We start from the raw sequence: 25,241 nt of genomic DNA, 5'->3' as shown, positions 1-25,241 counted from the left end.
TATCACAAACCAATTGCCATAAGCAGGATGACTATGTATGATTAAATAACTAGTTTCAATTTATTCCTTATTATTCCTTTTACACACAGACGTTGCAGAAAGGATGGGGTGTACTCTTGATTGAATTTAGGGGTGTCCAGAAACATTTCGGTCATTTTCATGTCCTCAAGGATATCCATCTTCACATTGAAGAAGGAGAGGTTGTCGTCATTATCGGACCTTCCGGCTCCGGCAAAAGCACGTTACTCCGCTGTATTAACCGCCTGGAGACCATTACCGAAGGTGAACTTGTCGTCAGTGGGATTCCTCTACATCAGAAAAAGGTGGACATTAACCTCTTCCGCCGTGACATCGGCATGGTATTTCAACACTTCAATCTTTATCCTCACAAAAAAGTCATCGATAACATTACCCTTGCACCCATGAAGGTGCGCAAACAACCCAAAGAACAGGCAGCCGCAACAGCAATGAAGTATCTGACCCGGGTGGGCATTGCCGACAAAGCAGACAGTTATCCCTCCCAGTTGTCCGGTGGACAGCAACAACGGGTAGCCATCGCCAGAGGACTTGCCATGGAGCCCAAAATCATGCTTTTTGACGAACCTACCTCTGCTCTTGATCCCGAGATGATCGGGGAAGTCCTCGATGTTATGCGCTCCCTTGCCCATAATGGCATGACCATGGTCGTCGTTACCCATGAGATGGGATTCGCCCGCGAAGTTGCGGACCGGGTCATCTTCATGGACGAAGGCCGAATTGTTGAAGAGGCCAACGCTGCAGAATTTTTTGACAACCCCAGAGAAGAACGAGCACAGCAATTCCTGAGCCGTCTGATTCATCATTGAGAATAATCCACTATTCCATTTTGAAAGGGGTCTTTTATTCATGAAGAAATTATTGAAATGGCCATCATTTATGCTTGTCCTCATTCTCTCCCTTGTATTGTCAGGTTGTAGTACAGGTACAGATACACCTTCAGCGAGCGGTGGTGGTGACGCCGAGGCGAAAGGCACGATTGAGCGGATTAAGGAACGTGGCAAGCTCATCGCCGGTGTGAAATACGATACGAAGCTGTTTGGCTTGAAAGATCCTGCAAGTGGCAACGTTGAAGGATTCGATATTGATATCGCCAAAGCACTCGCCAAACAGATCCTTGGAGATGAGACCAAGGTCGAACTGAAAGAGGTCACTTCCAAGACGCGTATTCCCATGCTGCAAAATGGAGACATCGACATCATCATCGCCACGATGACAATTACGGATGAGCGTAAGGAACAAGTAGATTTCAGTGATGTTTATTTCGAGGCAGGCCAATCCCTGCTGGTGAAAAACGACAGTGCGATTACCGGCCTGGAAAGCCTCAGCGGGGTAAAAGTACTCGCGGTGAAAGGCTCCACATCCGCTCAGAATATTCGCGAGAAAGCCCCGGATGCTGAGGTGCTTGAATTCGATAACTATCAGGATGCATTCACTGCTCTCAAAGCAGGTAAAGGCGAAGCGCTGACCACAGATAACATCATCCTCATCGGTATGCAACAGACGGATAACAGCTTCCAATTGGTTGGTGGCAATTTCACAAGCGAACCTTATGGTATGGCCATTCGCAAAGGTGACACTGCCTTCGTGGAGGAAGTCAACGCGCTGCTCAAAAGCATGAAAGACAGTGGGGAATATGACACTTTACATGAGAAATGGCTGGGCGCGAAGCCCGAGTAACCCGAATTAAGATAGGTAAGCGGCGAATTCGTCTGCTGGATGCGAAGCATGAGCAGACGTAATCGCCGTTTCTACATCTGGAGAACGGAGGCTTCGCCTATATGGGCACATTGGATTTCAGCGTACTAATGCGACACTCGGATCGTTTTCTGGAAGGATTCCTGAATACGATTCAAGTGAGCATTATGGCTCTCATTGGCAGCTTTATCCTTGGCGCGATCCTGGCTATCTTTCGGATATCCCCTGTGAAACCGCTGAACTGGATCGGCACGGCTTTTGTGGAATTTATCCGAAACATCCCATTGTTACTGGTTGTGTTTTTCTTCTATCTTGGACTGCCTGCACTAGGCATCTCGCTGGATGGATTTGTCTCCGGTACTCTGGGTTTGACAATCTACACCGCCGCTTTCATTGCCGAAGCAATCCGAGCGGGCATTCAGACCGTGCCGCGTGGACAACTGGAAGCAGCAAGGTCTTCAGGTTTGTCCTATGTACAGGCCATGAACCTGATCATTCTGCCCCAGGCCATCAAGATTGTACTGCCGTCCATCGGCAATCAGTTCATCAATTTGGTCAAAAACTCATCCATTCTTGCCGTTGTCGCTGGTATGGATCTTATGTATTTTGCCGACCTGGTTAACTCGGATACGTTCCAGCCGCTAAGTGTGTACACCATTGTTGCGCTGTTCTATCTGGTGCTGACGCTACCACTCAGCTTCCTGGTGCATTATATGGAGCGCAGGTTTGGACAGAGTGATGCAGAGGCGCGCAGCACCAAAGGCAAACCGAAAAAGAACAAACCGGCAGGTCAGGTCACCATGTAACAGATCGACTTGTACCTGCGCAGATTTTTAGGGAGATGTATTGGCTTGTCCATGCCCCATCTATTGATCTTCGATATTCCATTCCTGCATACAGAAGGAGGCTAATAAAATATGGACTTTAGCGGGGCCTATGCGTGGCCCAACCTTCGTTTCCTGCTTCATGGATTCCTGATTACCCTACAGGTAGCAGGGCTATCCATTATATTCAGCTTTGTGCTCGGCACTGTGCTGGGTACAATCCGGTTTACCCGTATCCCTGTTCTGTCACAGATCGTGGCAGTGATCGTGGACACGATCCGAAATCTGCCGCTGTTGCTCATCATTTTCTTCATCCACATGGTACTTCCACAGCTCGGGATTAAAATGTCCGTCTTCTGGTCCACAGTTGTTGGACTGAGTCTGTTTGAAGGCGCGATGATCGCTGAGATCGTCCGTAGCGGTCTGAAGTCTGTTGAGCGCGGTCAGGTGGAAGCTGCCCGCTCCTCGGGCCTGAGTTACATGCAGACTCTCGGTGGCATCATCATGCCACAGGCGCTACGCCGCATGTCCCCGCCGATGGTAAGCCAGTTCATCTCACTCCTGAAGGATACTTCACTGGCGATCATCATCTCTCTGCCGGAACTGATGCACAACGTGCAGATCCTTGGCGGTCAAAGTTTTGATTACATTATCCCGGCCCTGCTGCTCGCAGCCGTATTGTATTTTGTCATCAACTACGCGCTCTCCATTGTCGCAAGGCGACTTGAGGCACGGATGAATTGATAATCGGAGAGAATAAGGCATGAAGGAAAAATGAAGGAACAACTAGGAACATCAAGGAACCGAGACCCCATGATTGATCAGATATGAAGAAATGAACTTGAAGGAAAGAACCTAATAGATGAAAAGAATGAGAACGCCCCAAAAACTCTAAATTCACCTATGCTATGCAGTGGATTTGGAGTCTTTGGGGCTACAGTTATGCTCATCAATTCACGAGCTTCCCACCAATTTCTAACGAACTGTGGGAAGCTTATTTAGCTATTTTGGGGATAGTTTCTAATCTAACGAATCGTAGACGCTCTATTCTTCCGATTCACCCCGCTTTTACCCCCTATTACAGGGTTTTGAGTAAAATAACTTCACTGAGATTCGTTACATTTTTCATTTCAGCTTATATTCCCGAATTAGACGCCTCAGGTTCGTTAGAACGTACGCCACCGCGAATTAAATAAACACCCACTCCCACTATTAATGATTCACCCGATTCGCCCAATTCGTCCACAATCAGCTCATCCGCTAGATCGCTGCTCCGTTGCGACGTAATTCCGCCTGTAACAGCGCGATCGGCAGTTCCACCGGGTCCAGATTCATCTTCACTGTGAGTGCAGCCGCTGTTCCCGCGGCCTCCCCGGTAGCCATACAGCTTGGAGTCAACCTTGTCGTTGCATGCGCCTCATGTGTGGTGGAGATGCAGCGTCCTGCCGCCAGCAGATTGCGGATATTTCGAGAGATCAGACAGCGATACGGAATATCATATGCTCCATCTCCCTCTATAAAGGCAGCCACAACGCCTTGACCCGAAGGGTCATGAATATCAATCGGATAACCACTTCTGGCAATCACATCTTCAAATTTTTGTCCTGCAACCACATCCACCTGGGTCAAAGCGTAATGACCTATGATTCGCCTGGATTCACGGATACCAATCTGCGGTGCTACTGCCGAGATCGAAGCCCGTTTGAATCCAGGCACATCACGCTGCAAAAACTCAGCGATCATCAGCACCTGCTTCCGGCCTTCCTGTTCCGCAGAGGTCAGATCCTCGGCATCTGTCGCATCAAGTCCCTGCACCCGCGTACAATTAATCAGCACTTCATCCTCTGCCGGTCCGGTAAAAAATAACACCTGGTCGCGATTAATCGGCACACCTGCTTTTTTCCACTGGGAATAGAAGCCGCTCACCCCGGTTAATGGAATGCTGTCCAGTTCAGCAAAAGGAGTTTTCACATAGAAATCCTCCGGGTGCTCCAGCATGTATTGCTTCACTAGTCCAAGATCCACACCACGCATACGGAATTTCATGGTCATTGGCTGTGACTGATGGTCGCTGTCTCGTCCCTTTGCCACAGAAGCACCCGCAAGATAAGCCAGATCCGCATCACCGCTTGCATCCACAAATACATTCGCCTGGAACTCCTTTCTTCCAGACTTGTTGGTCACTCGCACCGCTTCCACCCGATCATCTACAACGACCACCTCGTCCACAAAGCTGTGCAATAACAGCCGGACACCAGCCTCCTGCAACATCTCTGCCGCAACCACCTGAAAGATGGCTGGATGGTACGGCGTGACGGTATGCACAAATCCAACCGTATCGCGCAGATGCCCCGGGGAGCCGCCACGTACCTGCAAACGATCCACAATCTCCTGCGCAATACCTTTAATGACCTGCTCACCGCGCTCCGTATGGAAAGTCATCCAAGGATAAACCATAGCGGCGGTTGACATCCCGCCCACGAATCCATATCGCTCCACCAGCACTGTTCGTATCCCCTGCCGTCCAGCCGCAATGGCTGCCGCTATACCCGCAGGACCCCCTCCCACAATAACGACATCTGCTTCTTCCTTTTTCATGCTCATCCGTTCACGCAAATGTTGTCCCTCCTTCGTTCTATTGCACGTATTACACGGCTTACTCTTTCAGTCCCGTCATGGCAACCCCCTCAATGAAGCGCCGCTGTGCCAGAAAAAAAACAATTAACAGTGGCAAGGTTGCCATGACGGTGGCACTCATCAGATATTGCCAGGCTGTACCCACTTCATCTGTAAACAGGGATAATCCAAGCGGCAGCGTCATTAGATCACGCGAGTTAATGAAGATCAACGGATCAAAAAACTCATTCCAGATCGTCACAAACGTGAAGATCGTCAGCGTAGCCATACCCGGCTTGGCAATGGGCAGCATAATTCGCGCATATATCCGGAATCGGTTGCAACCATCAATCATCGCCGCTTCTTCCAGTTCCGTTGGCACCGTAATGAAGAACTGCCGCATCACAAAGATGCCAAACACACCACCCGCGCCAAAGATCGGCAATAATATCAGCGGAAGATGGGTATCAATCCACCCCAGCTGCCGCATGAACAGAAACATCGGTATCGCCGTCACCTCATGGGGAATCATCATCGCACTCAGCAGGATGAGAAATACCACATTACGTCCTTTAAACGGAATTTTGGCGAATGCGTAACCGGCGAGGGAAGCAAAAAATACTGTTCCTAGCACAACCAACGCAGAAATGTAGATACTGTTCCAATAAAAACGGTGAAACGGAATCAATCGAAAGACATCGATATAGTTCTGAAATCGGAAAGTATCCGGTATCCACTGCGGTGGATAGGTGAATATGCTCTGGGGTTCCTTGAATGATGTCGATATCATCCAGATAAATGGCACAATCATAATCAGCGAAATCAGGGTCAGCAACAAATACGTCCCCAGAGTACTTCCTATCTTCCGCCCCGAAGGACTAGGCATCGCCTTCATTGAATACCCACCTCTTTCGGAGCTGCCATTGCAGCAGCGTCAGAATTAGCACGATAAAGAACAGTACATATGCGAGAGCAGAAGCGTAGCCAAACTGAAATAATTTGAATGCTTTTTCCCAGATATAATAAACCAATACCTTGGTGCTGTTGCTCGGCCCGCCCTGTGTCATCACATAGATCTGCCCGAATACTTTGAGTGAACCAATCACGGTCATGACTACGGTCAAAAACACGGTTGGCGTGATCATGGGCAGTGTGACGTGAAAGAAAGTTCCCCTCTTGCCCGCCCCGTCTAATGTTGCCGCTTCGTACAGCGAACGCGGTACCTGCTGAATGGCTGCTATGAATAGCACCATGTTCAGACCGACATTTTTCAGCACACTTGTCACGATAATCGCTGGCATTGCCAGATCCTGATTGTAAAGCCAAGCCGGACCCTTGATGCCCAGCATCAACAGAAGCTGATTAATCAATCCAGACTCTGTCGCATACATCAGCTTCCACACGATGGCCCATACGATCAACGAGGTCATGACCGGAACAAAGATCGCTGTTCGGAAAATTCCGATGCCCCGCAGATTTCTGGACAGCAACAACGCAAGCAGCAGGGCGAGCACAATATTAAGCGGCACCAGCCCCGCTGTGAAATAGACCGTATTGGCAAGCACTTTCCAGAACATGGCGTCTGTCATAATATTCCGGTAATTCTCCAATCCAATAAAATGATGATCCCCCAGCAGCGGCCAATCGGTCAGGCTCATATATAACGCGAGACCCATGGGAAATAACAGCAGCAGGGTAAACCCAAGCACCATCGGCGATACAAACAGCCACCCCGCGATCTGGGCCTCTCTGGCGAGCGGCCCCCCTCTTTTGCGCTTGCGTGAATGGGTCACAATTAGGCCCTCCCCTTTTAATCCAATTTCCTCCAAAGCTGAACTCTGCGACGATTCTATATAAGGTGAACTATACATTTACACAAGAACGTAGAGGACAGAAAAGACCTGAAGAAGCGAAGTGGTCGCCTTTATCCCCGGATTTCCCCTTTATATATGGGATTCAAAAAAATCTGGGGATAACAGCGATCGGAAGGTTGTTCTGGTATCGGAGTGGCAAGTGTAAATATTCTTTAGTTCAACTTATATAGTCCGGACGGTTCAGACTGTCCACCGCATTGCGGAACCCGTTCACAGCCCTTCGCAGCTGTTCCTCCGTGTTGCCTGTCACGACCGCCCCAAGCATAATTGCTTTGACCCCGGTATCGCGCAGCACCCGAACATCCTCCGGCACCAGCTTTCGCTGGGAAGGAACCAATACCGGTATCTGAGCTTGCAGGACCAGACGGCGATACTTAAGCACATCCGCGAAGCTGAGCGGTGTACCATATTCTTTTCCAGGTACAATGGATGCCTCCAGAGCGGTAAAGCCGAAGTGCGCTGCTGATGTTACGAGGGAAGCATCATATTCCTCATTGATCGCAAACGTTGGGTCAAGCCCCAAGTCACTCAGCATGAAAGATGGCAAGTGATGTGCATAGATGGAATAGAAGTCAAAACCCAGCCCGGAAAGCCTCTCCACATCCTCTCGCCTTGCTCCATCAATACTTCCAGAAGGTACGATTCCAAGTGGACCACCAAACTCACTGCGGATCGCCCGAAACACCTCGGCGTACATGTCCAATGGACCAAAATGATTCCCGCTGGCGCGATGACCGACATTATAATGCACCTTCAGTGCATCAGCACCCTCTTCCATAGCTGCCCGAGCCAAAGCAATATCATTCTCAGGCAGGCTGACCACCAGCGACAGCGGTTTCCGTTCAAGTAATTCTTTGAATTTGCTCATCGTTCTCACCTCCGGTTTCAATCAAATTATTTAGGGTTGCAACACGCTTTGGATCTCTTCCTGCATTTGTTTCAGGTTATCCTCAGCTGTCGCTGTCTTTGCAAACAGTCGGTCAAATCCCTGCAATACCGCATTGTCGATATCCTGCCAACGGATATGACCGGGAATTAAGCGCGCTTTTGGCATTTCATCAATGACCGCCTGCACGATATGCTCTTTGCTCGGGTTATTCGGCTGAAGAATGAATGCATCTGAGTTCAGAACAGAGGTACGCGGAGGTACAAAGTAGGTGGCCGTCGCCTGAATCCCCTGCTCACTGGCAAAATACTTCAACAGTTTCTTCGTTTCCTCTGGATGTTTGCTGTCGTTGAACATGGCATATCCGGCCTGCCCCAGCATCGGCACACTGCCTTGAGAACCGGAAGGCATAGGAGCGATGCTCCATTCAAAATCCGTAATTTCTCTTGCTTTGGAAACATAGCTGTAATTATCAAAGAACATGCCCACATTACCCGCATCGAAGCTGACTTGCTCACCCGCCTTCGGGTGTGATTCATCGGTGAACATCATGCGTTCCAGCAATTCAAAGGTCTGTACGCCATAGGCATCGTTCCAGGTGAACGTTGTCATGCCTTCGTCGAATGGACCGCTTCCATTGGACCAGGAATAGGAGGAAAGCACCGCCCAGGTCTTCCAGTCGCGAAAAAAGTTGGCGCCGTAGACTCGGTTGGTCGCATCCTTGCTGGTAATGGCTTTGGCGGACTCTTCGAACTGTTCCCATGTCCATTGTCCTTGGGTGGCAAGTGTGTTTGGATCAGTCAGGCCGGCTTGGTCGAACAGCGTTTTATTGTAAAACATGACCACCGGAGGTGTAGAAAAAGGTAGTCCCAGCAGTTGATCGCCATCACGGAACAAATCCAATGTACTTGGAATATAATCATCCAGCTTAAACTGTGCATCATCCTTGAACTCGGATACATCGGCCAGAATGTGGTTGGACTTGAATTGTGGCACCATTCGCTCCGATACCCAGGCGAGATCGGGAAGAGAGCCTCCGGCGGCAAGCACCGAAATTTTTTGCTGGTATTCTGCGAAAGGTACGGATTCCATCGTGACTTTGATGCCTGGATTTTCCTTGGTGAAGCCATCAATCAGCTTGTTGTATACATCCATATGTGCCTGGTTGCCCCACATCATGAACTTCAGCTCCACCTCTCCATTCTCCCCGCCTGCACTGCCAGGTTCACTGCTGGAATTGAAGCTTGTGCACGCGATTGAAGCCACCATCATGAATATAAAAACCAGTATCAGTCCTGCTTTTTTCATGGAAATCCCCCTTATGGACGTCGTGGTATACAGGTGCAACCAAAGTATAACGAAAGCTTCGTTCCCTCATAAATCACGCCAACTACAGAAATGGTATGGTTTTTCAAGAGATACTGAATCGGTCTCGGTATTCTCCCGCAGTCCATCCCACCTGCTGCTTGAACACCAGCATGAAGTGTTTGGGACTTTGATGCCCGGATAACCTTGCCACATCATAGATTTTGAGACCCGTGTTGATCAGCAACCACTTGGCCCGCTCCATACGTGCCTCTGTGATGTATTCGGAATAATTAATGCCTATTTCGTTCTTGAACAACTGGCTCAAATAAGTAGGGTTTAAGTGAACGAGATCTGCTATCGTCTGGAGCCGCAAATCTCCATCGGGATGTTGCTTGATGTGCTCCTTCACATCTCGGATAATCTTCCGTGTATCTCCACCAGCGTGTTCTGCTTTCCCAGATGGCTCAGGGATCGAAAGAGTTGTAATACCGTATCTGCGATCCAGCAGCAATTGAATCTTTTGTATGCATAATGCCAGTTCATAACGATCGATTGGTTTCAACAGGTAGTTCAACACCCCGAACTCCATCGCTCTGCGTGCATATTCAAACTCGCCGTAGCCGCTAATGATGAGCATTAACAATTCAGGGTACATGTCTCTGGCTTTGCTTACCAAAGTTAATCCGTCCATTTCACGCATGCGGATATCCGTGATTAACACATCCGGCACCTCACATCTCAGAAAATCCAGTGCCTCGGTACCGCTCGATGCTTCGCCCGTTACCTGAAACTGAGAAGACACTTGTACGATCAGCTCCCTCAGTCCCTGACGGATGACCGTCTCATCCTCTACAAGCAATACTTTATACATGCGCTTCATTCCCCTTTCGGTAGAAGTTGAATGGATATCGTGACCACCAGTCCCTGCCCAGGACTTCCATCAATGCTTAGGCTGCCACCTTCTCCATACATGAGGCGAAGCCTCTGGGCGATATTGTTAAGCCCCAGACTATCACCGGCATGGCAACGTAATGCCTCATTGGAAGGCTGTTTTGATATGGATTCATTTAACTCGTCAATCTTTGCCTGAGCCATGCCCTTACCGTTGTCTCGTACACTAATCAGTAGCTCCTGGTCGAATTTCAAGGCAGATACCCAGATTACTCCTCCATTTTCCTGCCCTTCAATGCCATGGTAGACTGCATTCTCCACCAGCGGTTGCAGTACCAGCTTGGGAATCAAATACTCGGTTATCCCTTCTTCGATATCATAGATAATCTCTAACTTGCCGTCGTAACGGACCTGCTGAATGCGTACATAGGATTGTACAAAAGCAAGTTCTTCCCCAAATGGAACCATCCGGTCCACCTTATCAATCGTATAGCGCAGTAGCTTGCCAAGCGCCGTCACCATGTCCGACACCTCAGCATGCTTCTGGCGAATGGCCATCATGTTAATGGACTCCAGCGTGTTGTATATAAAATGGGGATTCATCTGGCTTTGCAACGCTGACAACTCTGCCTCCCGCTCTTGAATGCCCAGCAGAAACACCTCATTGAACAGTCGATGAATCTCTTCCATCATTCGGTTAAAGCCCCGGCTAATCTGTCCGAATTCATCACTGCTGAAGTGTGCTACACGCTGGCTAAAATCTCCCTGCTCCACCCGAATCATGTGGTGCTTCAGTCGAATCAGCGGCCGGGTGATACGATAAGATAACAGAACCGCCAGAATCGCTATACCCGCCATACATAACACAGCGAACCATATTGTGAAGGTGAGCATCTCACCCGACTCCTTTTGAATCACAGCAATAGGTGTAAGACTGATCACCGAAAGCCCGGAATAGCTGGAATGGTGTTGTACATAGAGATAGGGCTGCCCATCCAGAACAACTTTTTGGTTTCCTGCATAGCTTGGAAGCTGTCCCTGCATTAGCAACTGGTCGTACGCAGACATTCCTCCGATTGAGGTCCGTTCGAACAGAAGACGCTGTTTGCTGTCTACAATCATCAGGCTTGCATCTTGCTCATAATTCAGATTGGATAACAGTTGACCGAAGGCCTCCAGCCGGATATCAATCAAAATGTAACCCAATCGTTGGAGCGTGCCCGGATCTCGAAGCACTCTGCCCACCGATATATACGATTCTTGCTGACCGCCCGTGTAATAGCCGGGGTCATGCGGAGGAAGCAGGCGCCATGTCCCTTCGGAGTCGTTAAGCTCTGCAAACCAGTCATCCTGCCTACTGTCCCATACCGGCTTGACCGCCAGTGAATCGAGATTGGAGAACAAAATGCCGCTGTTGCTGATCAGATGAATTCCCCGAATCTCGGGCCGGTCATAAGCTTGACCCGATGTGTAAAGCTTCATTTTCAGATAATCCTCAGACCTCGCCCATGTTCCCGACCCCATTGAAGCGTTGTATTTGCCCAGAATGCCAAGCACCATCTGATCGTAAAGCGGCAAGAGCGACAACCGCTCAAAGTCCTTCAGCAGCCGATTCAGATTGGCGTTAATCTGGCGAACCAGTTCAATGGTAAATTGCTCGGTCTTGCGATCCATCGTCTTCGAGAAATGCTTGTAGTTCATCAATCCCTGTAAACTTAGCGGCAGCAACGTCAGCGCCAGGAACAACAGGAGCAACTTGGTGCGCAGGTTTACATTTTTTCCGAAAAAAATGCGTACCTTGTCCATCATTTCCGTTCATCCCTCCCTCTCCCGATCATTGTATGAGCCCCCTTCACAGATCAATCTGGATATAACTGGGGTCATCATATCCAGTTTTAATGATCATCCGCTATCCTGCCAATCCTGGAATTGGTACGGAATTTCAAGTTATCCGCATAGGTTTCAGGGGGAACGCAAAAAAAGCCGACTGTATCGCTACAGTCGACTACGCTATTTATATAAGAACACTAATTAGACCAAAAAACCGACTGCATTATGCAATCGGTTGTCTGTTCCTGAGATGGCTTTTATATTTGAATCGATTATATTCATTAATAAGCTCGTCCAGTACCATGGACTGTCGGAGGACTTGGTTGTCCTGCATGCCATGATTCTCCGCCAAACGACTCAACTCTTGCCTGTTCCGTTCGATTTTATCTGTGATCTGTATCGGTTCACTCACAGCATGCACCCCCTCTTTGTATAACATTTTAGGATACATTGCCAAAAAATTCATATTATATTCCTTTGCAGAACTAATTGATTGTTTGCAAAGGTGGTTTTCATAAAACAAAAATTAATTTATATCTCCCTACTTTACCTGTCTCAAAAAAGCTAAATCAGGATTGATGCCATCTCCCGTTTGAATAAACGCCTCATATGATCCGCTTAAAGATTACTGATCTCAGCCGGACTCATTTCTTCATCTACATAGGGTTCATTGTCGATTGCAATCACTAGACACATAAATCAGATGTGTACTGATCGTTGCAACGGTATTGACATTTATGATCAGTTTTGCGGGGTTCATTGTAACCTTGATTGGACTGATTGTAACTATTGTCATTGCCTTAAATAATCAAAACAAAAAGAAATAGACCGCCCCAGCTAAGGTAATGGTCTATTTCAGCTACCTATGCACAGCCACCGCCCATAGAAGCGGCTGTTGTAAAGAGCAGGATGTTCGCGCATCCTTGCTCTTTGTTATTATCTCCAGTTTAACACAGTTTGTTACATAAGTTAGCTCTTTACTGGTAATTATTGTCGCTCAGTTTTGGAGTAGAAGGGACGTGGCAAAAATGGAGAAACACCTCTCCTCACTTCACCTGCTTCAGAAACGCCAAGTCCGGATTCACTCCATCTCCCATTTTAATAAACGTCTCATATGATCCGCTAAAGGTTATTTTACCTTGATGAATAAAATGCAGAACACACTGGATATTTGCAATATCCTGCAAGTGATGGTTCGAGACCAGTACAGTGCACTCATTATGGAGTGCCAGCTTCTCAATCCTTTTCAAGATATGATAACGCATTTCCGGATCGATACCCGCTAATGGCTCGTCAAAGATGTATAATTCCCTCTTCATTAATGTGATTGCCAGAATACACAGATAACGCCTCTCCCCAACAGATAATTGCCCAAACTCCATATGCCATACCCGCTGTACCAATTCAACCTCTGCTGGACTCATATCTTCATCTACATAAGGTTCGTTGTTCACTTCAATGCGGTTTGAGTGATCGGAATACAGGAAAAAGCGAAAGAGATCTTTGGCCTTCAAAGTTAGAGGAAATAACAAACCCTGGAGCTGGTAGATGATCTCCTTCTCATCCGGAATACCTTGTATTTCTGGCGGACGTTTAATCACATTTGCGATCAGATCAAATAAAGTCGTTTTGCCAGAACCATTTTTGCCAATGATCATATTCACGGTTTGTTGGGGAAACTCCACATGTAAATGATCCAGATTTTGACGAGAGGCTTTGGGATAAGAGAAGCTCAAATTTTCAATTTTAATCATAGATCCTCCTGCTATGTCCGATGTGTTCTGGATATGACTTTCACAAATTTGAGTGCGATAAGTCCGCAGGTAACATAACAAAGTGTGATGAAGCTCATGTTGATCAGACTCAAATGTGGGAAAGGGCTATTCATAAACCATTCTGCTAATAAAAAAGTTAGATTCCTGACGTACTCCATAGGGTTGATGAAAACCAGAAGTAGACCATACTCTGTTGAATACGCCAGTCCCTTTGCAGATAGAAAAAACATGACCAGTAAACTCATACTGACCACCGCATTCAGCGACTCCTGCCTTACTGGAAGAAGCATTAGGATAAGCGTTAATAAAATGACCATTACAGACCCCAATATACAGCTTGTTAAAGACACGGCGAGAAACAAAGCAACCTGTCCAAAGCTATCCAGGAATATCACTCCCGATACTAGCGAGAACAGGAGAATGGTCAAGAACAGAAAACCAATCTGGTTCAGAGCCTTTCCCCAGATAATAGGGTATTTACTACCTGAGATAAATTTGAACATCTTGAAAAAACCGCTCTCTCTTAAAGAGATCAGATTGGTCGTCACATCGATGGACATCACGAAGATAATATATGAAACAAATACACTGGTTTGGATGTAAAATTCATTGATCTCAGGCCCCTGAGTAAACCATTGATAATTAAAGATAAAAAAAGCAATGAGGGGAAATAACAGATACCATACGAAAGCTACTTTGTTGCTTAACATCATTTTAGTAAACAGACGGAAGTATTCACGAGTTATTTTCAAAAAACAACCTCCAATTTATCCAAACGGGAGCATTTTCCCAATATTGTGTAATCGATTCTTATAAGGCTTCAAGATTTCGACTTGAGTTGGGTCTATTTTTGCAGCATACATGTGATGGAAGCCTTTATTTGTTATAATTTTAACAATTTTTGTATTTAACTCTCCATCAAGAGCTGGTATATAACAAAGATTAAAATCCATTGCCAATTTTAAAGAGATTTTCTTAACTGTATTATAAAATTCATTAGGATCAGCTGTGTCTCCATCTATTAGTTCACCACGCACTTGATCTGATTTCTCTAGGTATTGAAACTCGCTTTTTAATTCATCTACACCAAGTCTCTCCATAAAATAATGAGAGTAAAGTAATGGATCAACTGAGTATTCCGTATTTTGATAATTTGATTTTTTTATAGGCTGCTCCACAGTTACATATTGGAATAGCTCTTTTAAACTGCCTGTTATTGCACCTTGGTAGTCCCAATCAGCACTTATCCCAACACCTTTAGTTTTTGCTCCAAAGGCGATTGTAATTACTACCTTGACCTCATCACACAACGATATATCGTACATAAAAATCTCATCTACATGTATCCGAGACATCTGGATAATGGATTGAAGATCTATAAATTTTATATCTTCAAGATGAATCTTTTTAGCAGGAGATTTAGTGAACCAACTAAAGAGCAAGCTTTGTCTTTCAAAGAATTCTAAAAATGCAGAATTTATAGACTGATGGGAACTAACATGAGAGGCCATTCCGCAGGTATCGCTATATATATTATCTAGATTTAATTTGTTAAGTATAGGATCATTCCAGTTCAACAAAATACGATGTAGAGGAAATTGTTCTATTGTACCATTCAGCATGTTGACTCCCTCTACTAATTGATCCCTGAATCTATGATAATTGTTAAAAACAGATACCCTCTCTATATGCTCTCCTATTGCTGCTTTAATTGATTTTCTTTTATCAAAATCAATTGCGCTTGCAGGCGGACCATTCTCAGAATACGTAATAACATCACTCTGAAAATAGTCAAGAAGAAATGAATTTTGTTTGATATGAAACCTTTCAATCATAAAAGGTGTGCCGTTAACTGGATTATTTATCAAAGCGTATTCTCTCCCCTCTATCACACTACAATACAGTTAGGTATTTTCAACATGCTTTGCTCGTTAAGATTTATCGTATTTACATTCATAGGGTTTCTTAGGTTAATGTACTCTTTTAAAGGAATATGATTAAAAAGATAAGGAGAGTATATTTTTATACATTTAATTTTTGTAGTTACCGTTTGTTTTAGCGGAATCATATATACTTCAGCCACCCAAGGAGGAAGTATATTTAACAAATTGGAGATTGTTAATTCTTTCATCGTTTTTTCATAATCACTAGTTGAGATACTTCCGTACCCTACAGATAAGTAATCAATAATCCCAGATTGATTTTCATATTTTTTCTTGAACACTTGGCGTGACATAGCAACGAGTTCATTACTTTCTTCTTTCCACTGTAATAAAACGGCTTCTTGTGTGGATTTAAGGATAGCCTCTTCAATGGAAAAAGAGCTACCCACCCCAGAAGAGCACACAAAATTTTTGTGAAGAATAAAACAAAATACTACCTTTAAGGGATAGAAATATTCATTGATAAAAAAAAGAACTTCTTTATTTTTTTGATACATTAATCCAGATAAAATTTTATGTTTGTTTATCAGAGATACATCTAGTTTAATTTTAGAGCCTTGTTTACCATACCAAAATAGATACAAGGCATTTTTTTCAATAATTTCTCGGAGAGAACTAACAATTGCTTTTTGTGACGAAATATGACTAGAGGTTCCGGTAGTATCAATTGGGAATTCTTCTGATAATGAATACGTTGAGTATTTCTTATCAATAAGTACACTACTTGAATTAACCATATTAATAGCATATACACTCTTCTCATCAAAAGGGATGCCCCCGGCAGATATTGCCCTTCTCTCGATCATTTCTGAAAAAGCTTTGATTAGAGACTGTTGCTTATTAAAATCTATTGCAGTGGAACTATCCGGCCCTATATAACCATTTTTAAGAAAGTTCCCAATTCTTGAGAAGGATGTGTATGTGTCGTCAGTAATAAATTTTTGCTCCGGTATATTAAAGTGAAGAGGATTTGATAAATACAACATGATATCGACCTCATTTTCCTGTTGAATCCGTGTATCCAAACCATTGAAGCATCACTATTGGACACAATCTCACATTAAGACCACATCGCTTAGTCAGTTCGTTATCATTGAATCCAGACCAACTTACCTCTCCGACACCTTTACTCATTTTATGGAGAGAATTTTTAAACACTTGGCTCATGGCTCCTACCTCTATTAGAGCATGTCTGTACCCTCTGATATGATATTTGATTATTGATCTGCGTAAGTCTGCTGCATATGCGATACAAATTTCCGGTAGATCTATTGCATCATGACAGACATACTTCTTGATATGAAGTGCTTCGTCTTTGGCCCAAGACGTTATTTTTAACAATGTTTGTTCTATCCCATCATATACGTAAACTCCTCTTGTCAAAGTATCATGATCTTGGAACACGAGTACCAACGGAACTATGGGATAGAGAGCACCAGCAGAACCATATTTTTTAGACCCCGTTTGTTTATCTCTTATAAAAGCACCATTTAATAATTGGGATAACTCTGCAAAATTGAACAGTCTCTCTTTGTTAAATGATCTGTAACTTCCGATTACATTCACTTCTGTGCTTGTATTAAGATTAATTTTCTGTTCGTAATAATCAGGAGTGATATCTGTGTACTGCGCATATTCAAGCCATGGAATTACGTTATCATCGATGGATTGGTGCTTGGAATCAGGCAACTTTAGCAAAGTACTGCTTTGATGAAATTTAAGAATATAGTTCTCAACTTTCTTTGGTATATAAGAAGCGTAAATGTAATCAGTGAATGACCTTTCCACTGTGTTATGTTCTAGACTTCCAACATACTTATTTTTCATAGCAGTCACATAGCTCCCAATGTAATGAATAATCTGTATAGTAATTATTCGTTTGAAGATCAAATACGGAACATTCATGCAACTCTTCATTATGGATTATTCTACCATTTTCTAAGGTGAAATATTTACTTATTTTATTACTTAATAACGAGAGTATATTCAAAATATTATTTTTGTTTAGAGGAGTATGAACCTTGAATTTGGGTTCATCTTTATAAATCGAATCGATAATTTGCTGATAAGAGATATTCCCAGTAGAATCTACACGCAATTGCGATTCAATGTGGCCTATGTGGCAAAAATGACATGGATTAGATGCTTGAGGGCTATAAAGAGAATCAATATAAAAATTGTTGTTATACGTGTAACTCATTAATAAAATTGAATTCTCACTCTTTCTTACAAGTGAAGTAATCTTATTGGCCATTTCTTTACTGTAAGGATTCATAAATACTACATATAAAGTATTACTATTCTTCTCTGAAAGTAGTGTGCTATTCGATTCTTCATTAAGATTTACAATTGAATTTTTCATATTTTGGTTCTCAAAAAGAAACTCTTGGGACACTTTAAGTATTTCATCATTGTTACTTAAGAAAACGCATTTTTCTATTGAGAAGTTCACCTCTTCTTTAGTAATGAAGATGTAATTATTCTCTAAAAATGCTATAGCATTTGAATAATCTTCTTGAAAAACATCCATAAGTTCTTCTTCATGGACTGATTTAATATTATTGTTATCCCATTTCTTAATTTCTTCTATTAATCTTGCTTCTTTTATTTTCACTATCCCATAATTATGCATTAAAACTAGTTCATTTGAGTTTATTTCATAGATAACAAAGTTATTCAATGTATACGTAGTGTACTCTTCTGTAATCAAAGTGATATGACACCTCCGCTTTAAACTTCAAGTGCGGCTAATATCCTAAATACGCATATTGCCGCACTCGAATCAATATAATTATTGGGAATCAAAAAAAGTCCTATAGTTCAATTTGTTTTTGTACATTATCCGCTCCACCACCTTTGCCACAACAACAGCAAAGTACACAACTTACATTAACACCACAGCTACCGGTGTTCCCTGTTCCCCCGCCTGTATTTGGGGGGTTTTGAAATCTGATTGCTCCAACACCGAAATCCCCGCTAGTCAAATCGGGATATTTATTACTACCTTTACCAGGTTTACTTGCTCCCATATGCTCACCTCCTTATTTAATATAGATAAAAAATTCATTTAACCTTTTCAAAAAATGAACTAGTATGTTGATCCCTTTTTTAAAATATAATATTTTGCAAAAGAATATTATATTTTATTTATTTGAATAATTATACAAATTAACATGTGTAATTATTTAATTAAACTTAAATAACATATCGTTCATTTCCTCATATTTACTCCTAGAGTAAATCGATTATATTCATTAATTAGCTCGTCCAACGCCATAGACTGCTCAAGCACTTTCACATTCGGGATTCCATATTGATCTACCAAGCGACTCAACTCTTGCCGACCTTGCTCTATTTGGTCTTTTAAGATACTTAGTTCTCTCATGGCATGTACCCCTCTAGGACATTCTAGAAAAACATTTAGAATAAGTATGTTGTTTAGTTTTGGTCATGATGAAAAGTTCTCTTAAGAACATATTATGTTTTGCATAATATTGTAAAAAGAATTCTTTAGAAAAAGGCATTGCGCTCTATCTTTTCAAGGAAGCGAAAATAAAAAATAGCCTACTGATTGCAGTAGGCTAAACTATAAACTCGCTTCTATATAAATATTATCTATTAGTATTTTATAATTATCATGATCTTGATTAGTTAAATGCTCCTTAAACTGCCCATAGAGATTTACACATTTTGAGATCAGAACGTCATCTTTGACAAAAATACTTATCTCTAAACTTATTAACAGAGAAGTAGCTCCGAGTTCAAACCTCTTCTTGTTAAAGTAGTAAAAGGCCAATTCGTAGAATAGCACCACTCTTCGATAATACCAACTCTGTACAGTATATCTTCCTTGTGAACGTACGTCATTGAATTTAGCATCGATCCGAGCTTTAAATCTCATCAAGACCTCATCTATATCATATTGATATCTATTTGCTGATTGAAGAATTTTGACCATTGCAGGAAGAATTTCCTCTTCACTATGTTCAATGTAAGTGATGTATTCAGGGATGACCTCTTTTCTTCCCATCATGACTTTATACAAACATTTGTTGAATTTCGCCCATTCTCTAAATTTATGAAGAACTTCATAATCTGCAACTTTCGCTTCATTCTCAATGATTTTCTCATATATATCAGTGTACTTTAAGGCTTCTTTGTAATTTTTAGCATAATCACAATAGTTAGAAAAAAGTAAGTTGGCATAGGCTTTGTATACGAAGAAAGGATATTGAGATTTAGATACACGCTTTTTAGTTTGTTTCATAGCCAGGTTAGCTCGTCTCTCAAGTTCTTGCGATAAACCCTTCATTTTATTCCACTCATGCAACCCCCAGTAAGCATTCGCCAAATCCTTAATTGCATCCAATTGATAGTCCTGATCTAATCGCTCTATAAAAGGTTCAAACTTTGAAATAATTACTCTGTTTTCTTTTTGGTCAGAACCCATACTAATCAGAAATATACGATACTGGCACATAGCCAAGCGTTCAGAGTGCTGATATTTTTCGCATTCAGACACACATTCATACAAGATAAGTGCTGCTTGCTTCATTCCTTTGTTATACAAATCTTCGGCTACTTCAAACAACTCATCTATATATGAATGATCATCTGTCACATGAGTAATGACTTGTTGAATAATATCCAGCTTACCGAGCTCAGCACAACGGTATATAAACGGTTCTAATCGTCTCCAATGGGGTGCTGACTCAATAAAACATTCCACACCATACATATCATAAAAGTACCCCTGTTCCAAACCCATTGCAGAGGTAATCTGGTCTAGTTGGTTCATTGAAATAAGCCTTGTTCCTTTGACGATAGCACTTAATGTACCCACATTAATGTCGACAATTTCCGAGAATTGTTGTAGCTTATATCCCTTATTATTCATGTGATTTTCAATATAGGAACGTATATTGGACATTTTCTTCACCGTCCCTTCCCAGATATTTCATCATCAAAAAGTCGGTAAACTTAACTTTTCTATTACTTTTTTGTACTTTCTGATCTGTGTTTCATTGGCTTCACTCCTATACTCCCCATACAAATCTAAACATTTAATGCACATTAGATCATCTTTACTTGAAGAAGAGAGATCTAAGCAAATAAGTAAGGCATCAATTCCAAGTGAATAATTATATTGATTTATTTGATATTTTGCCAATTCATAATAAAAAACTCTATATCCATGGTCTATCATTTGATCGGTATAACTACCTTTATTATGAGCGTCCGTATTAAACAAATTAATCGGATGTTCAAACTTTTTCAAAACATGATCAATATTAAATCCATACTGATTAGATGCTTCCAAAATATTTAGCAAACCCGTTAATATCTCTTCCGGATTTTTTTCTAAATATCCTAAATAAGGGGAAATCACACTCTCCTGACCTACCATTATTCGGAATACATATTGATTCCCCTCTCCCCATTTCTTAAATAGATCTATTATATTTTGATCCTCTTCTGTAGGATTCTCAATCTCAATTATCTCCATGTATTTTTGCAGATAATTTATGGCCTTATCGTACTCCTTGCGGGTACCATAAACGCTTGATATTAATAAGTTTGCATAGGCTGTATATGTAAAAAGAGGATAGGCTGTTAGCCTTCTTTTATTTTTCCGCCTACGATATTGAATTTTTAATTGAATTTCTGCTTTCCGTTCCAGTTCCCTTGCCCATGCATCAACCTTGTCCCACAAATGTATCGTATTATACACGTTGGCCAAGTCTTTAATTGCATCCAATTGCACTTCTTCATTTAATTTATCAATATACGGTTCGAACTTTACTGTTGCATTGAGATTATCAAATTTACTCAGTGTTTTATGAAGCAGGAAGATACGGTACTGGCAAAGGGCCAACCGTTCAGAATGTTGATACTTCTCACTGTCGGCCACACACTCATATAAAATGAGTGCAGATTCATTCATACTTTTACTATAGAGACTCTCTGCCACATCAAACAACTCATCAATATAGGATTGATCATCTGTCACATGAGTAATGACTTGTTGTATAATATCTAGCTTACCAAGTTCAGCACAACGAAATAAATACGGTTCTAATCGCCTCCAGTGGGGCGCAGATTCAATAAAACATTCAACTCCATACATTTCATAAAAGTAACCCTGTTCTAAACCCATTACAGATGTAATTTGATCTAGTTGGTTCATTGAAATAAGCCTGGTTCCTTTGATGATCGCACTTAATGTACCAACATTAATGTCAGCGATTTCTGAAAATTGCTGTAGTTTATATCCCTTATTCTTCAAGTGACTTTCAATATAGGAACGTATATTGGACATTGTCTTCATCGTCCTTCCCCAGATGTTTTACTATCGAAAAGTTGGTACACTTAACTTATCTATTAGTTTTGTATACTGCTCTTCCTGGGTCTTACTAGCGTGATTTCTGTATTTTCCGTACAAATCAATGCATTTGATACACATAAGATCTTCATTACATAAAGAAGAACGTTCTAAACTTGTAATTAAATGTCCTATTCCCTGTTCAATCTGACTTTGACTTAATCTGTACTTTGCTAGTTCGTAGAATAAGCGTATATATCTAAAATTTGATGCCTGTTCGTTATATGCTCTTTTTACTTTTACATATTTCTTTGTTCTAATCTCGTTTATCTGATTTTTGAATCTATTCAGTGTGTAGTCAATATTGTAAGAGTACTGATTGGCAGCTTGTATAATATATACGAATGCTGTTGAGATTTCCTCATGATTAGCATCTAGGTAATCTAGATAATTATTCAGGACCTCAAAATCACCTGATAGTATCTTGTACAAATATCGATTTCCCTCCGCCCAACCCTTGAACAGTCCTATTAGTTCTTGTTCTTCTCCAGTTGGATCTTTAACATTGTTCACTATATCCTCATAAATATCTGTGTACTCTAAAGCTTCTATATATTGCCTACATTCTCCAGATACATGTGCCTTGTGCAGAATGGCATAAGCTTTATAAGTGAAAAGAGGATAAAAAGCAACTCTAGGTTTCCTTTTCCTTCTTAAGGATTGAAAATGAATTTGTAAGTCAGTTCTTCGTATCGACTCCTCAGCCAACTCAAAAACCTTATCCCACAGATTCATTGTGCTATACAGGTTAGCTAAATCTTTAAGCGCATCCAGTTGCATTTCCTCATTCAATTTATCAATATAGGATTCAAACTTTACTGCGGCGTTCATGTTAATGAGTTTATTCAGTGTTTTATGAAGCAGGAAAATACGGTACTGACAAAGGGCCAGCCGCTCCGAGTGTTGATATTTCTCACAGTCTGCCACACATTCATACAGAATAAGAGCTGCTTCTTTTAATCCTCTAGCAAAAAAGCTCTCAGCTACATCAAATAACTCTTCTATATAGGATCGATCATCCGTCACATGAGTAATAACTTGTTGTATACAATCCAGCTTACCAAGTTCAGCACACTCGTATAGGTATGGTTCCATACGTCTCCAGTGAGGCGCAGATTCAATGAAGGACTCTACCCCATAACTCTCATAAAAATAACCTTTTTCTAATCCCATTACAGAAGTAATTTGATTCAGTTGGTTCATAGACATCGGTCTGCTACCTTTAAGAATGGCACTTAAAGTCCCAACATTAATTCCTGTAATATCGGAAAAATGCTGCAACTTGAGATTTTGTTCTCTCATAAATCTCTCAATATGTACTCTTATTGTAGGAACCAATTCCACTATCACACCTCCGCCACCTAAATCACTTATAATTCAATAACATATAATAAATGTTATTTTAATCCTGTATTTTACATTGGTCAATCTATGAAAATACAAAAAAGCTTACTCTCGTTACTTGAAAGTAAACCTTTTTGAAAAATTTAATATATTTTTTCTGTTATAATCTTCCTGCACCATGCGGATAATTCAGTATTTGTAAAGGTGCATCGATATCAAAATTACCTAATTGACTGATATTAATAATCATAAAGCTAAGCAAGATTACATAGAAGATTTTCTTTTTTTTCATAAGATTTCTGAACCTCCATCATTATAGTTTTGTATTGGTGCTCGATTTCAGTGGTACCCATGTTTTTGTACTTCTCATATAGGGAAATACAATGAATGATAGCTGTTTGATTGTTAAATCGTACAGATTCTCTCAGACAGTGCATAAGCTGCTTCAAACCCTCTCGATATTCATGGCGATTCAAGTGATAGAGAGAAAGTTCTAACAAGAATGCAACACAAATCTCATTTTTCATCTGCTCAGTGTAGCCTTTTAAACGTTTAATTTCCGAGTTAATTTGATCCCTGAATTTATACAAAATATCATCAATATTTTGATCAAACTTATTAGCTGCCTCCAAAATATTAATGATTGCAGGTAAAATTTCTTCTTCATTTTTCTCGATAAATTCCAAGTAAGCAGGTAATACACTGTGTTCACCCATCATTAATTTATATAAATAAGTATTGGCTTCCGTCCATCCAGCAAATTTATCAATGAAAATCTGATCTTCTTCATCCGGTTCAGAGACATTAGCGAGTTTGGCATAGATCTCTGTGTAGACTAATGCCTCGTCATAACGCCCCTGCCCCTCACATGCCGATGATTTAAGCAAGTTGGAATAAGCTCTATATACGAACAAAGGATAGGAGGTGAGTCTATCACTTTTGTCTATTTTTTTCTTTGTATATGACTGCAAAATTTTAGTTTTCTGATCTAACTCTTCTGCCAAATCAAATACCTTGTCCCAATACCTTAAAGCCAGATACGTATTCGCCAAATCCTTGATCGCATCCAGTTGCCGTTCCTCATCCAGCCGATTAATATATGGCTCAAAGTGCACAGCGGCCCGCAGGTTATCATGTTGATTCTGACCAAGCGAGAGGGTGAAGATGCGATACTGGCACAGAGCCAGACGTTCCGAGTGTTGATATTTCTCACACTCCGCCACACATTCGTACAACATCCGTGCAGCCTTCGTCTGTCCACGTTCAAGCATGCCTTCTGCCATCTCAAACAACTCCGAGATATACGAGCGATCATCCGTCACTTCCTGGATAACCTTATGAATACATTCCAGCTTGTCCAATTCAGCACAGCGTTGCAGGAATGGTTCCAGTCTCCTCCAATGAGGTGCCGATTCCACGAAACATTCAGCCCCATAAATCTCGTAGAAATACCCCTCTTCCAGCTTCATGCCTTGGGTAATCAGATCCAGTTGCGCCATAGCGATGGGCCGAGTCCCCTTAATAATTGCACTAAGCGTTCCAGCGTTAACTCCCGATATATCGGCAAAATACTGCAGGGTGTACCCCTGTTTCCTGATGTAGTCCTCAATATATGAGCGTATCGTAGTTGTAGGTTCCATGTATCCCACCTCCACAATGAAAATCCATAATTTTGAATTTATATGATAAGCACAATTTTAATCCTAAATTTTACAGCGGTCAATAAAAATCGTGGCAATTTCCTTCACATTTATGCAAGGAGGCCTGGCTGCTCCTGCTTATAGAAAAAATCCATTAGAAGAATCCGTGAGAACGTGATACATTTAATTCAACT

25 protein-coding genes are annotated in these 25,241 nt (G+C 42.1%); 6 read left to right on the top strand and 19 right to left on the bottom strand.

Annotated elements, in window-relative coordinates:
• Window positions 1-116: 116 nt before the first annotated feature.
• The 4 genes from C161_RS23260 to C161_RS23245 all read left to right on the top strand — a co-directional run bounded on the left by C161_RS23260 (window position 117) and on the right by C161_RS23245 (window position 3,302).
• Window positions 117-845 (top strand): amino acid ABC transporter ATP-binding protein, encoded by a 729-nt coding sequence (locus tag C161_RS23260; RefSeq protein WP_051449904.1) that lies wholly within the window; start codon window positions 117-119, stop codon window positions 843-845.
• 40 nt (window positions 846-885) lie between these two features.
• Complete coding sequence (locus tag C161_RS23255; protein ID WP_036673119.1) at window positions 886-1,716, top strand: transporter substrate-binding domain-containing protein; 831 nt, start codon at window positions 886-888, stop codon at window positions 1,714-1,716.
• Between the two features lie 101 nt (window positions 1,717-1,817).
• Window positions 1,818-2,540, top strand: a complete 723-nt coding sequence (locus C161_RS23250) for an amino acid ABC transporter permease (RefSeq protein WP_036616642.1) — start codon at window positions 1,818-1,820, stop codon at window positions 2,538-2,540.
• A gap of 111 nt (window positions 2,541-2,651) precedes the next feature.
• On the top strand, window positions 2,652-3,302 hold the full coding sequence (locus C161_RS23245) for an amino acid ABC transporter permease (RefSeq protein ID WP_036673117.1): 651 nt from the start codon (window positions 2,652-2,654) through the stop codon (window positions 3,300-3,302).
• 516 nt (window positions 3,303-3,818) lie between these two features.
• Here the strand turns inward: C161_RS23245 and C161_RS23240 are convergent.
• From C161_RS23240 to C161_RS23205, 8 genes are all read right to left on the bottom strand, one after another.
• A complete protein-coding gene (locus C161_RS23240) occupies window positions 3,819-5,156 on the bottom strand; it encodes an FAD-dependent oxidoreductase (RefSeq protein WP_156946156.1) in 1,338 nt (445 codons plus the stop codon).
• 58 nt (window positions 5,157-5,214) lie between these two features.
• Window positions 5,215-6,069: a carbohydrate ABC transporter permease gene (locus C161_RS23235; RefSeq protein WP_036616638.1), complete on the bottom strand. Its 855-nt coding sequence runs from the start codon at window positions 6,067-6,069 to the stop codon at window positions 5,215-5,217.
• Window positions 6,053-6,967, bottom strand: a complete 915-nt coding sequence (locus C161_RS23230; RefSeq protein ID WP_036616636.1) for a carbohydrate ABC transporter permease — start codon at window positions 6,965-6,967, stop codon at window positions 6,053-6,055. Before C161_RS23230 ends, C161_RS23235 begins: the two co-directional genes overlap by 17 nt.
• Window positions 6,968-7,205: 238 nt before the next feature.
• On the bottom strand, window positions 7,206-7,916 hold the full coding sequence (locus C161_RS23225; RefSeq protein WP_036616634.1) for a hypothetical protein: 711 nt from the start codon (window positions 7,914-7,916) through the stop codon (window positions 7,206-7,208).
• Window positions 7,917-7,946: 30 nt separating this feature from the next.
• Window positions 7,947-9,242: an ABC transporter substrate-binding protein gene (locus C161_RS23220; protein WP_036673116.1), complete on the bottom strand. Its 1,296-nt coding sequence runs from the start codon at window positions 9,240-9,242 to the stop codon at window positions 7,947-7,949.
• A 103-nt stretch (window positions 9,243-9,345) separates the two neighbouring features.
• A complete protein-coding gene (locus tag C161_RS23215) occupies window positions 9,346-10,113 on the bottom strand; it encodes a response regulator transcription factor (protein WP_036673113.1) in 768 nt (255 codons plus the stop codon).
• Between the two features lie 5 nt (window positions 10,114-10,118).
• Window positions 10,119-11,942 (bottom strand): sensor histidine kinase, encoded by a 1,824-nt coding sequence (locus C161_RS23210; RefSeq protein ID WP_036673111.1) that lies wholly within the window; start codon window positions 11,940-11,942, stop codon window positions 10,119-10,121.
• Between the two features lie 244 nt (window positions 11,943-12,186).
• Window positions 12,187-12,375 (bottom strand): aspartyl-phosphate phosphatase Spo0E family protein, encoded by a 189-nt coding sequence (locus C161_RS23205; RefSeq protein WP_036673231.1) that lies wholly within the window; start codon window positions 12,373-12,375, stop codon window positions 12,187-12,189.
• A gap of 325 nt (window positions 12,376-12,700) precedes the next feature.
• Between C161_RS23205 and C161_RS33120 the strand changes: the two genes are divergently transcribed.
• Window positions 12,701-12,790: a putative holin-like toxin gene (locus C161_RS33120; protein ID WP_235193912.1), complete on the top strand. Its 90-nt coding sequence runs from the start codon at window positions 12,701-12,703 to the stop codon at window positions 12,788-12,790.
• 219 nt (window positions 12,791-13,009) lie between these two features.
• Here the strand turns inward: C161_RS33120 and C161_RS23200 are convergent, their stop codons facing one another.
• Entirely contained in the window at window positions 13,010-13,717 is a 708-nt protein-coding gene (locus C161_RS23200) for an ATP-binding cassette domain-containing protein (protein WP_036673109.1), read from the bottom strand.
• A gap of 186 nt (window positions 13,718-13,903) precedes the next feature.
• Here C161_RS23200 and C161_RS32450 point away from each other — a divergent pair, with 186 nt between their 5' ends.
• The gene (locus tag C161_RS32450; protein ID WP_235193911.1) at window positions 13,904-14,341 is read left to right on the top strand and encodes a hypothetical protein; all 438 of its coding nucleotides are present in this window, start codon (window positions 13,904-13,906) and stop codon (window positions 14,339-14,341) included.
• 164 nt (window positions 14,342-14,505) lie between these two features.
• Here the strand turns inward: C161_RS32450 and C161_RS23190 are convergent, their stop codons facing one another.
• The 10 genes from C161_RS23190 to C161_RS23150 all read right to left on the bottom strand — a co-directional run bounded on the left by C161_RS23190 (window position 14,506) and on the right by C161_RS23150 (window position 25,047).
• A complete protein-coding gene (locus C161_RS23190; RefSeq protein WP_036673106.1) occupies window positions 14,506-15,606 on the bottom strand; it encodes a YcaO-like family protein in 1,101 nt (366 codons plus the stop codon).
• Between the two features lie 20 nt (window positions 15,607-15,626).
• Window positions 15,627-16,667: a YcaO-like family protein gene (locus tag C161_RS23185; RefSeq protein ID WP_036673104.1), complete on the bottom strand. Its 1,041-nt coding sequence runs from the start codon at window positions 16,665-16,667 to the stop codon at window positions 15,627-15,629.
• Window positions 16,668-16,677: 10 nt separating this feature from the next.
• A complete protein-coding gene (locus C161_RS23180) occupies window positions 16,678-17,508 on the bottom strand; it encodes a SagB/ThcOx family dehydrogenase (protein ID WP_036673102.1) in 831 nt (276 codons plus the stop codon).
• Window positions 17,498-18,391 carry an McbB family protein gene (locus C161_RS23175; RefSeq protein ID WP_036673101.1) on the bottom strand — a complete coding sequence of 298 codons (894 nt, stop codon included), beginning with the start codon at window positions 18,389-18,391 and terminating at the stop codon, window positions 17,498-17,500. The genes C161_RS23180 and C161_RS23175 overlap by 11 nt, the downstream gene beginning before the upstream one ends.
• A 103-nt stretch (window positions 18,392-18,494) precedes the next feature.
• On the bottom strand, window positions 18,495-18,710 hold the full coding sequence (locus C161_RS23170) for a hypothetical protein (protein ID WP_036673099.1): 216 nt from the start codon (window positions 18,708-18,710) through the stop codon (window positions 18,495-18,497).
• 182 nt (window positions 18,711-18,892) lie between these two features.
• Window positions 18,893-19,066: an aspartyl-phosphate phosphatase Spo0E family protein gene (locus tag C161_RS32075; protein WP_084650459.1), complete on the bottom strand. Its 174-nt coding sequence runs from the start codon at window positions 19,064-19,066 to the stop codon at window positions 18,893-18,895.
• A gap of 201 nt (window positions 19,067-19,267) precedes the next feature.
• Complete coding sequence (locus C161_RS23165) at window positions 19,268-20,578, bottom strand: helix-turn-helix domain-containing protein (RefSeq protein WP_221823827.1); 1,311 nt, start codon at window positions 20,576-20,578, stop codon at window positions 19,268-19,270.
• Between the two features lie 66 nt (window positions 20,579-20,644).
• Window positions 20,645-22,009: a helix-turn-helix domain-containing protein gene (locus tag C161_RS23160; protein WP_036673098.1), complete on the bottom strand. Its 1,365-nt coding sequence runs from the start codon at window positions 22,007-22,009 to the stop codon at window positions 20,645-20,647.
• Between the two features lie 21 nt (window positions 22,010-22,030).
• Complete coding sequence (locus C161_RS23155; protein WP_235193910.1) at window positions 22,031-23,365, bottom strand: helix-turn-helix domain-containing protein; 1,335 nt, start codon at window positions 23,363-23,365, stop codon at window positions 22,031-22,033.
• Window positions 23,366-23,661: 296 nt separating this feature from the next.
• Window positions 23,662-25,047, bottom strand: coding sequence for a hypothetical protein (locus C161_RS23150; RefSeq protein ID WP_036673096.1), 1,386 nt, complete (start codon window positions 25,045-25,047; stop codon window positions 23,662-23,664).
• Window positions 25,048-25,241: the final 194 nt, after the last annotated feature.

It is taken from the genome of Paenibacillus sp. FSL R5-192 (genome assembly GCF_000517845.1).
Lineage (GTDB): Bacteria > Bacillota > Bacilli > Paenibacillales > Paenibacillaceae > Paenibacillus > Paenibacillus amylolyticus.
The sequence above is the reverse complement of the archived record's forward strand: the minus strand, read 5'-3'. Positions and strand labels throughout refer to the sequence as shown.

What these genes read in the sequence shown, in the direction of transcription:
- C161_RS32450 (WP_235193911.1), top strand. Translation starts at nt 13,904, where the DNA reads ATGAAAACCAGAAGTAGACCATACTCTGTTGAATACGCCAGTCCCTTT.
- C161_RS23170 (WP_036673099.1), bottom strand. Translation starts at nt 18,710, where the DNA reads ATGGGAGCAAGTAAACCTGGTAAAGGTAGTAATAAATATCCCGATTTG.
- C161_RS23215 (WP_036673113.1), bottom strand. Translation starts at nt 10,113, where the DNA reads ATGTATAAAGTATTGCTTGTAGAGGATGAGACGGTCATCCGTCAGGGA.
- C161_RS23210 (WP_036673111.1), bottom strand. Translation starts at nt 11,942, where the DNA reads ATGATGGACAAGGTACGCATTTTTTTCGGAAAAAATGTAAACCTGCGC.
- C161_RS23165 (WP_221823827.1), bottom strand. Translation starts at nt 20,578, where the DNA reads ATGAATAATAAGGGATATAAGCTACAACAATTCTCGGAAATTGTCGAC.
- C161_RS23245 (WP_036673117.1), top strand. Translation starts at nt 2,652, where the DNA reads ATGGACTTTAGCGGGGCCTATGCGTGGCCCAACCTTCGTTTCCTGCTT.
- C161_RS23250 (WP_036616642.1), top strand. Translation starts at nt 1,818, where the DNA reads ATGGGCACATTGGATTTCAGCGTACTAATGCGACACTCGGATCGTTTT.
- C161_RS23185 (WP_036673104.1), bottom strand. Translation starts at nt 16,667, where the DNA reads ATGTTGTATTTATCAAATCCTCTTCACTTTAATATACCGGAGCAAAAA.
- C161_RS23220 (WP_036673116.1), bottom strand. Translation starts at nt 9,242, where the DNA reads ATGAAAAAAGCAGGACTGATACTGGTTTTTATATTCATGATGGTGGCT.
- C161_RS33120 (WP_235193912.1), top strand. Translation starts at nt 12,701, where the DNA reads ATGATCAGTTTTGCGGGGTTCATTGTAACCTTGATTGGACTGATTGTA.
- C161_RS23225 (WP_036616634.1), bottom strand. Translation starts at nt 7,916, where the DNA reads ATGAGCAAATTCAAAGAATTACTTGAACGGAAACCGCTGTCGCTGGTG.
- C161_RS23235 (WP_036616638.1), bottom strand. Translation starts at nt 6,069, where the DNA reads ATGAAGGCGATGCCTAGTCCTTCGGGGCGGAAGATAGGAAGTACTCTG.
- C161_RS23240 (WP_156946156.1), bottom strand. Translation starts at nt 5,156, where the DNA reads ATGAAAAAGGAAGAAGCAGATGTCGTTATTGTGGGAGGGGGTCCTGCG.
- C161_RS23255 (WP_036673119.1), top strand. Translation starts at nt 886, where the DNA reads ATGAAGAAATTATTGAAATGGCCATCATTTATGCTTGTCCTCATTCTC.
- C161_RS32075 (WP_084650459.1), bottom strand. Translation starts at nt 19,066, where the DNA reads ATGAGAGAACTAAGTATCTTAAAAGACCAAATAGAGCAAGGTCGGCAA.
- C161_RS23155 (WP_235193910.1), bottom strand. Translation starts at nt 23,365, where the DNA reads ATGAGAGAACAAAATCTCAAGTTGCAGCATTTTTCCGATATTACAGGA.
- C161_RS23150 (WP_036673096.1), bottom strand. Translation starts at nt 25,047, where the DNA reads ATGGAACCTACAACTACGATACGCTCATATATTGAGGACTACATCAGG.
- C161_RS23180 (WP_036673102.1), bottom strand. Translation starts at nt 17,508, where the DNA reads ATGAAAAATAAGTATGTTGGAAGTCTAGAACATAACACAGTGGAAAGG.
- C161_RS23200 (WP_036673109.1), bottom strand. Translation starts at nt 13,717, where the DNA reads ATGATTAAAATTGAAAATTTGAGCTTCTCTTATCCCAAAGCCTCTCGT.
- C161_RS23160 (WP_036673098.1), bottom strand. Translation starts at nt 22,009, where the DNA reads ATGAAGACAATGTCCAATATACGTTCCTATATTGAAAGTCACTTGAAG.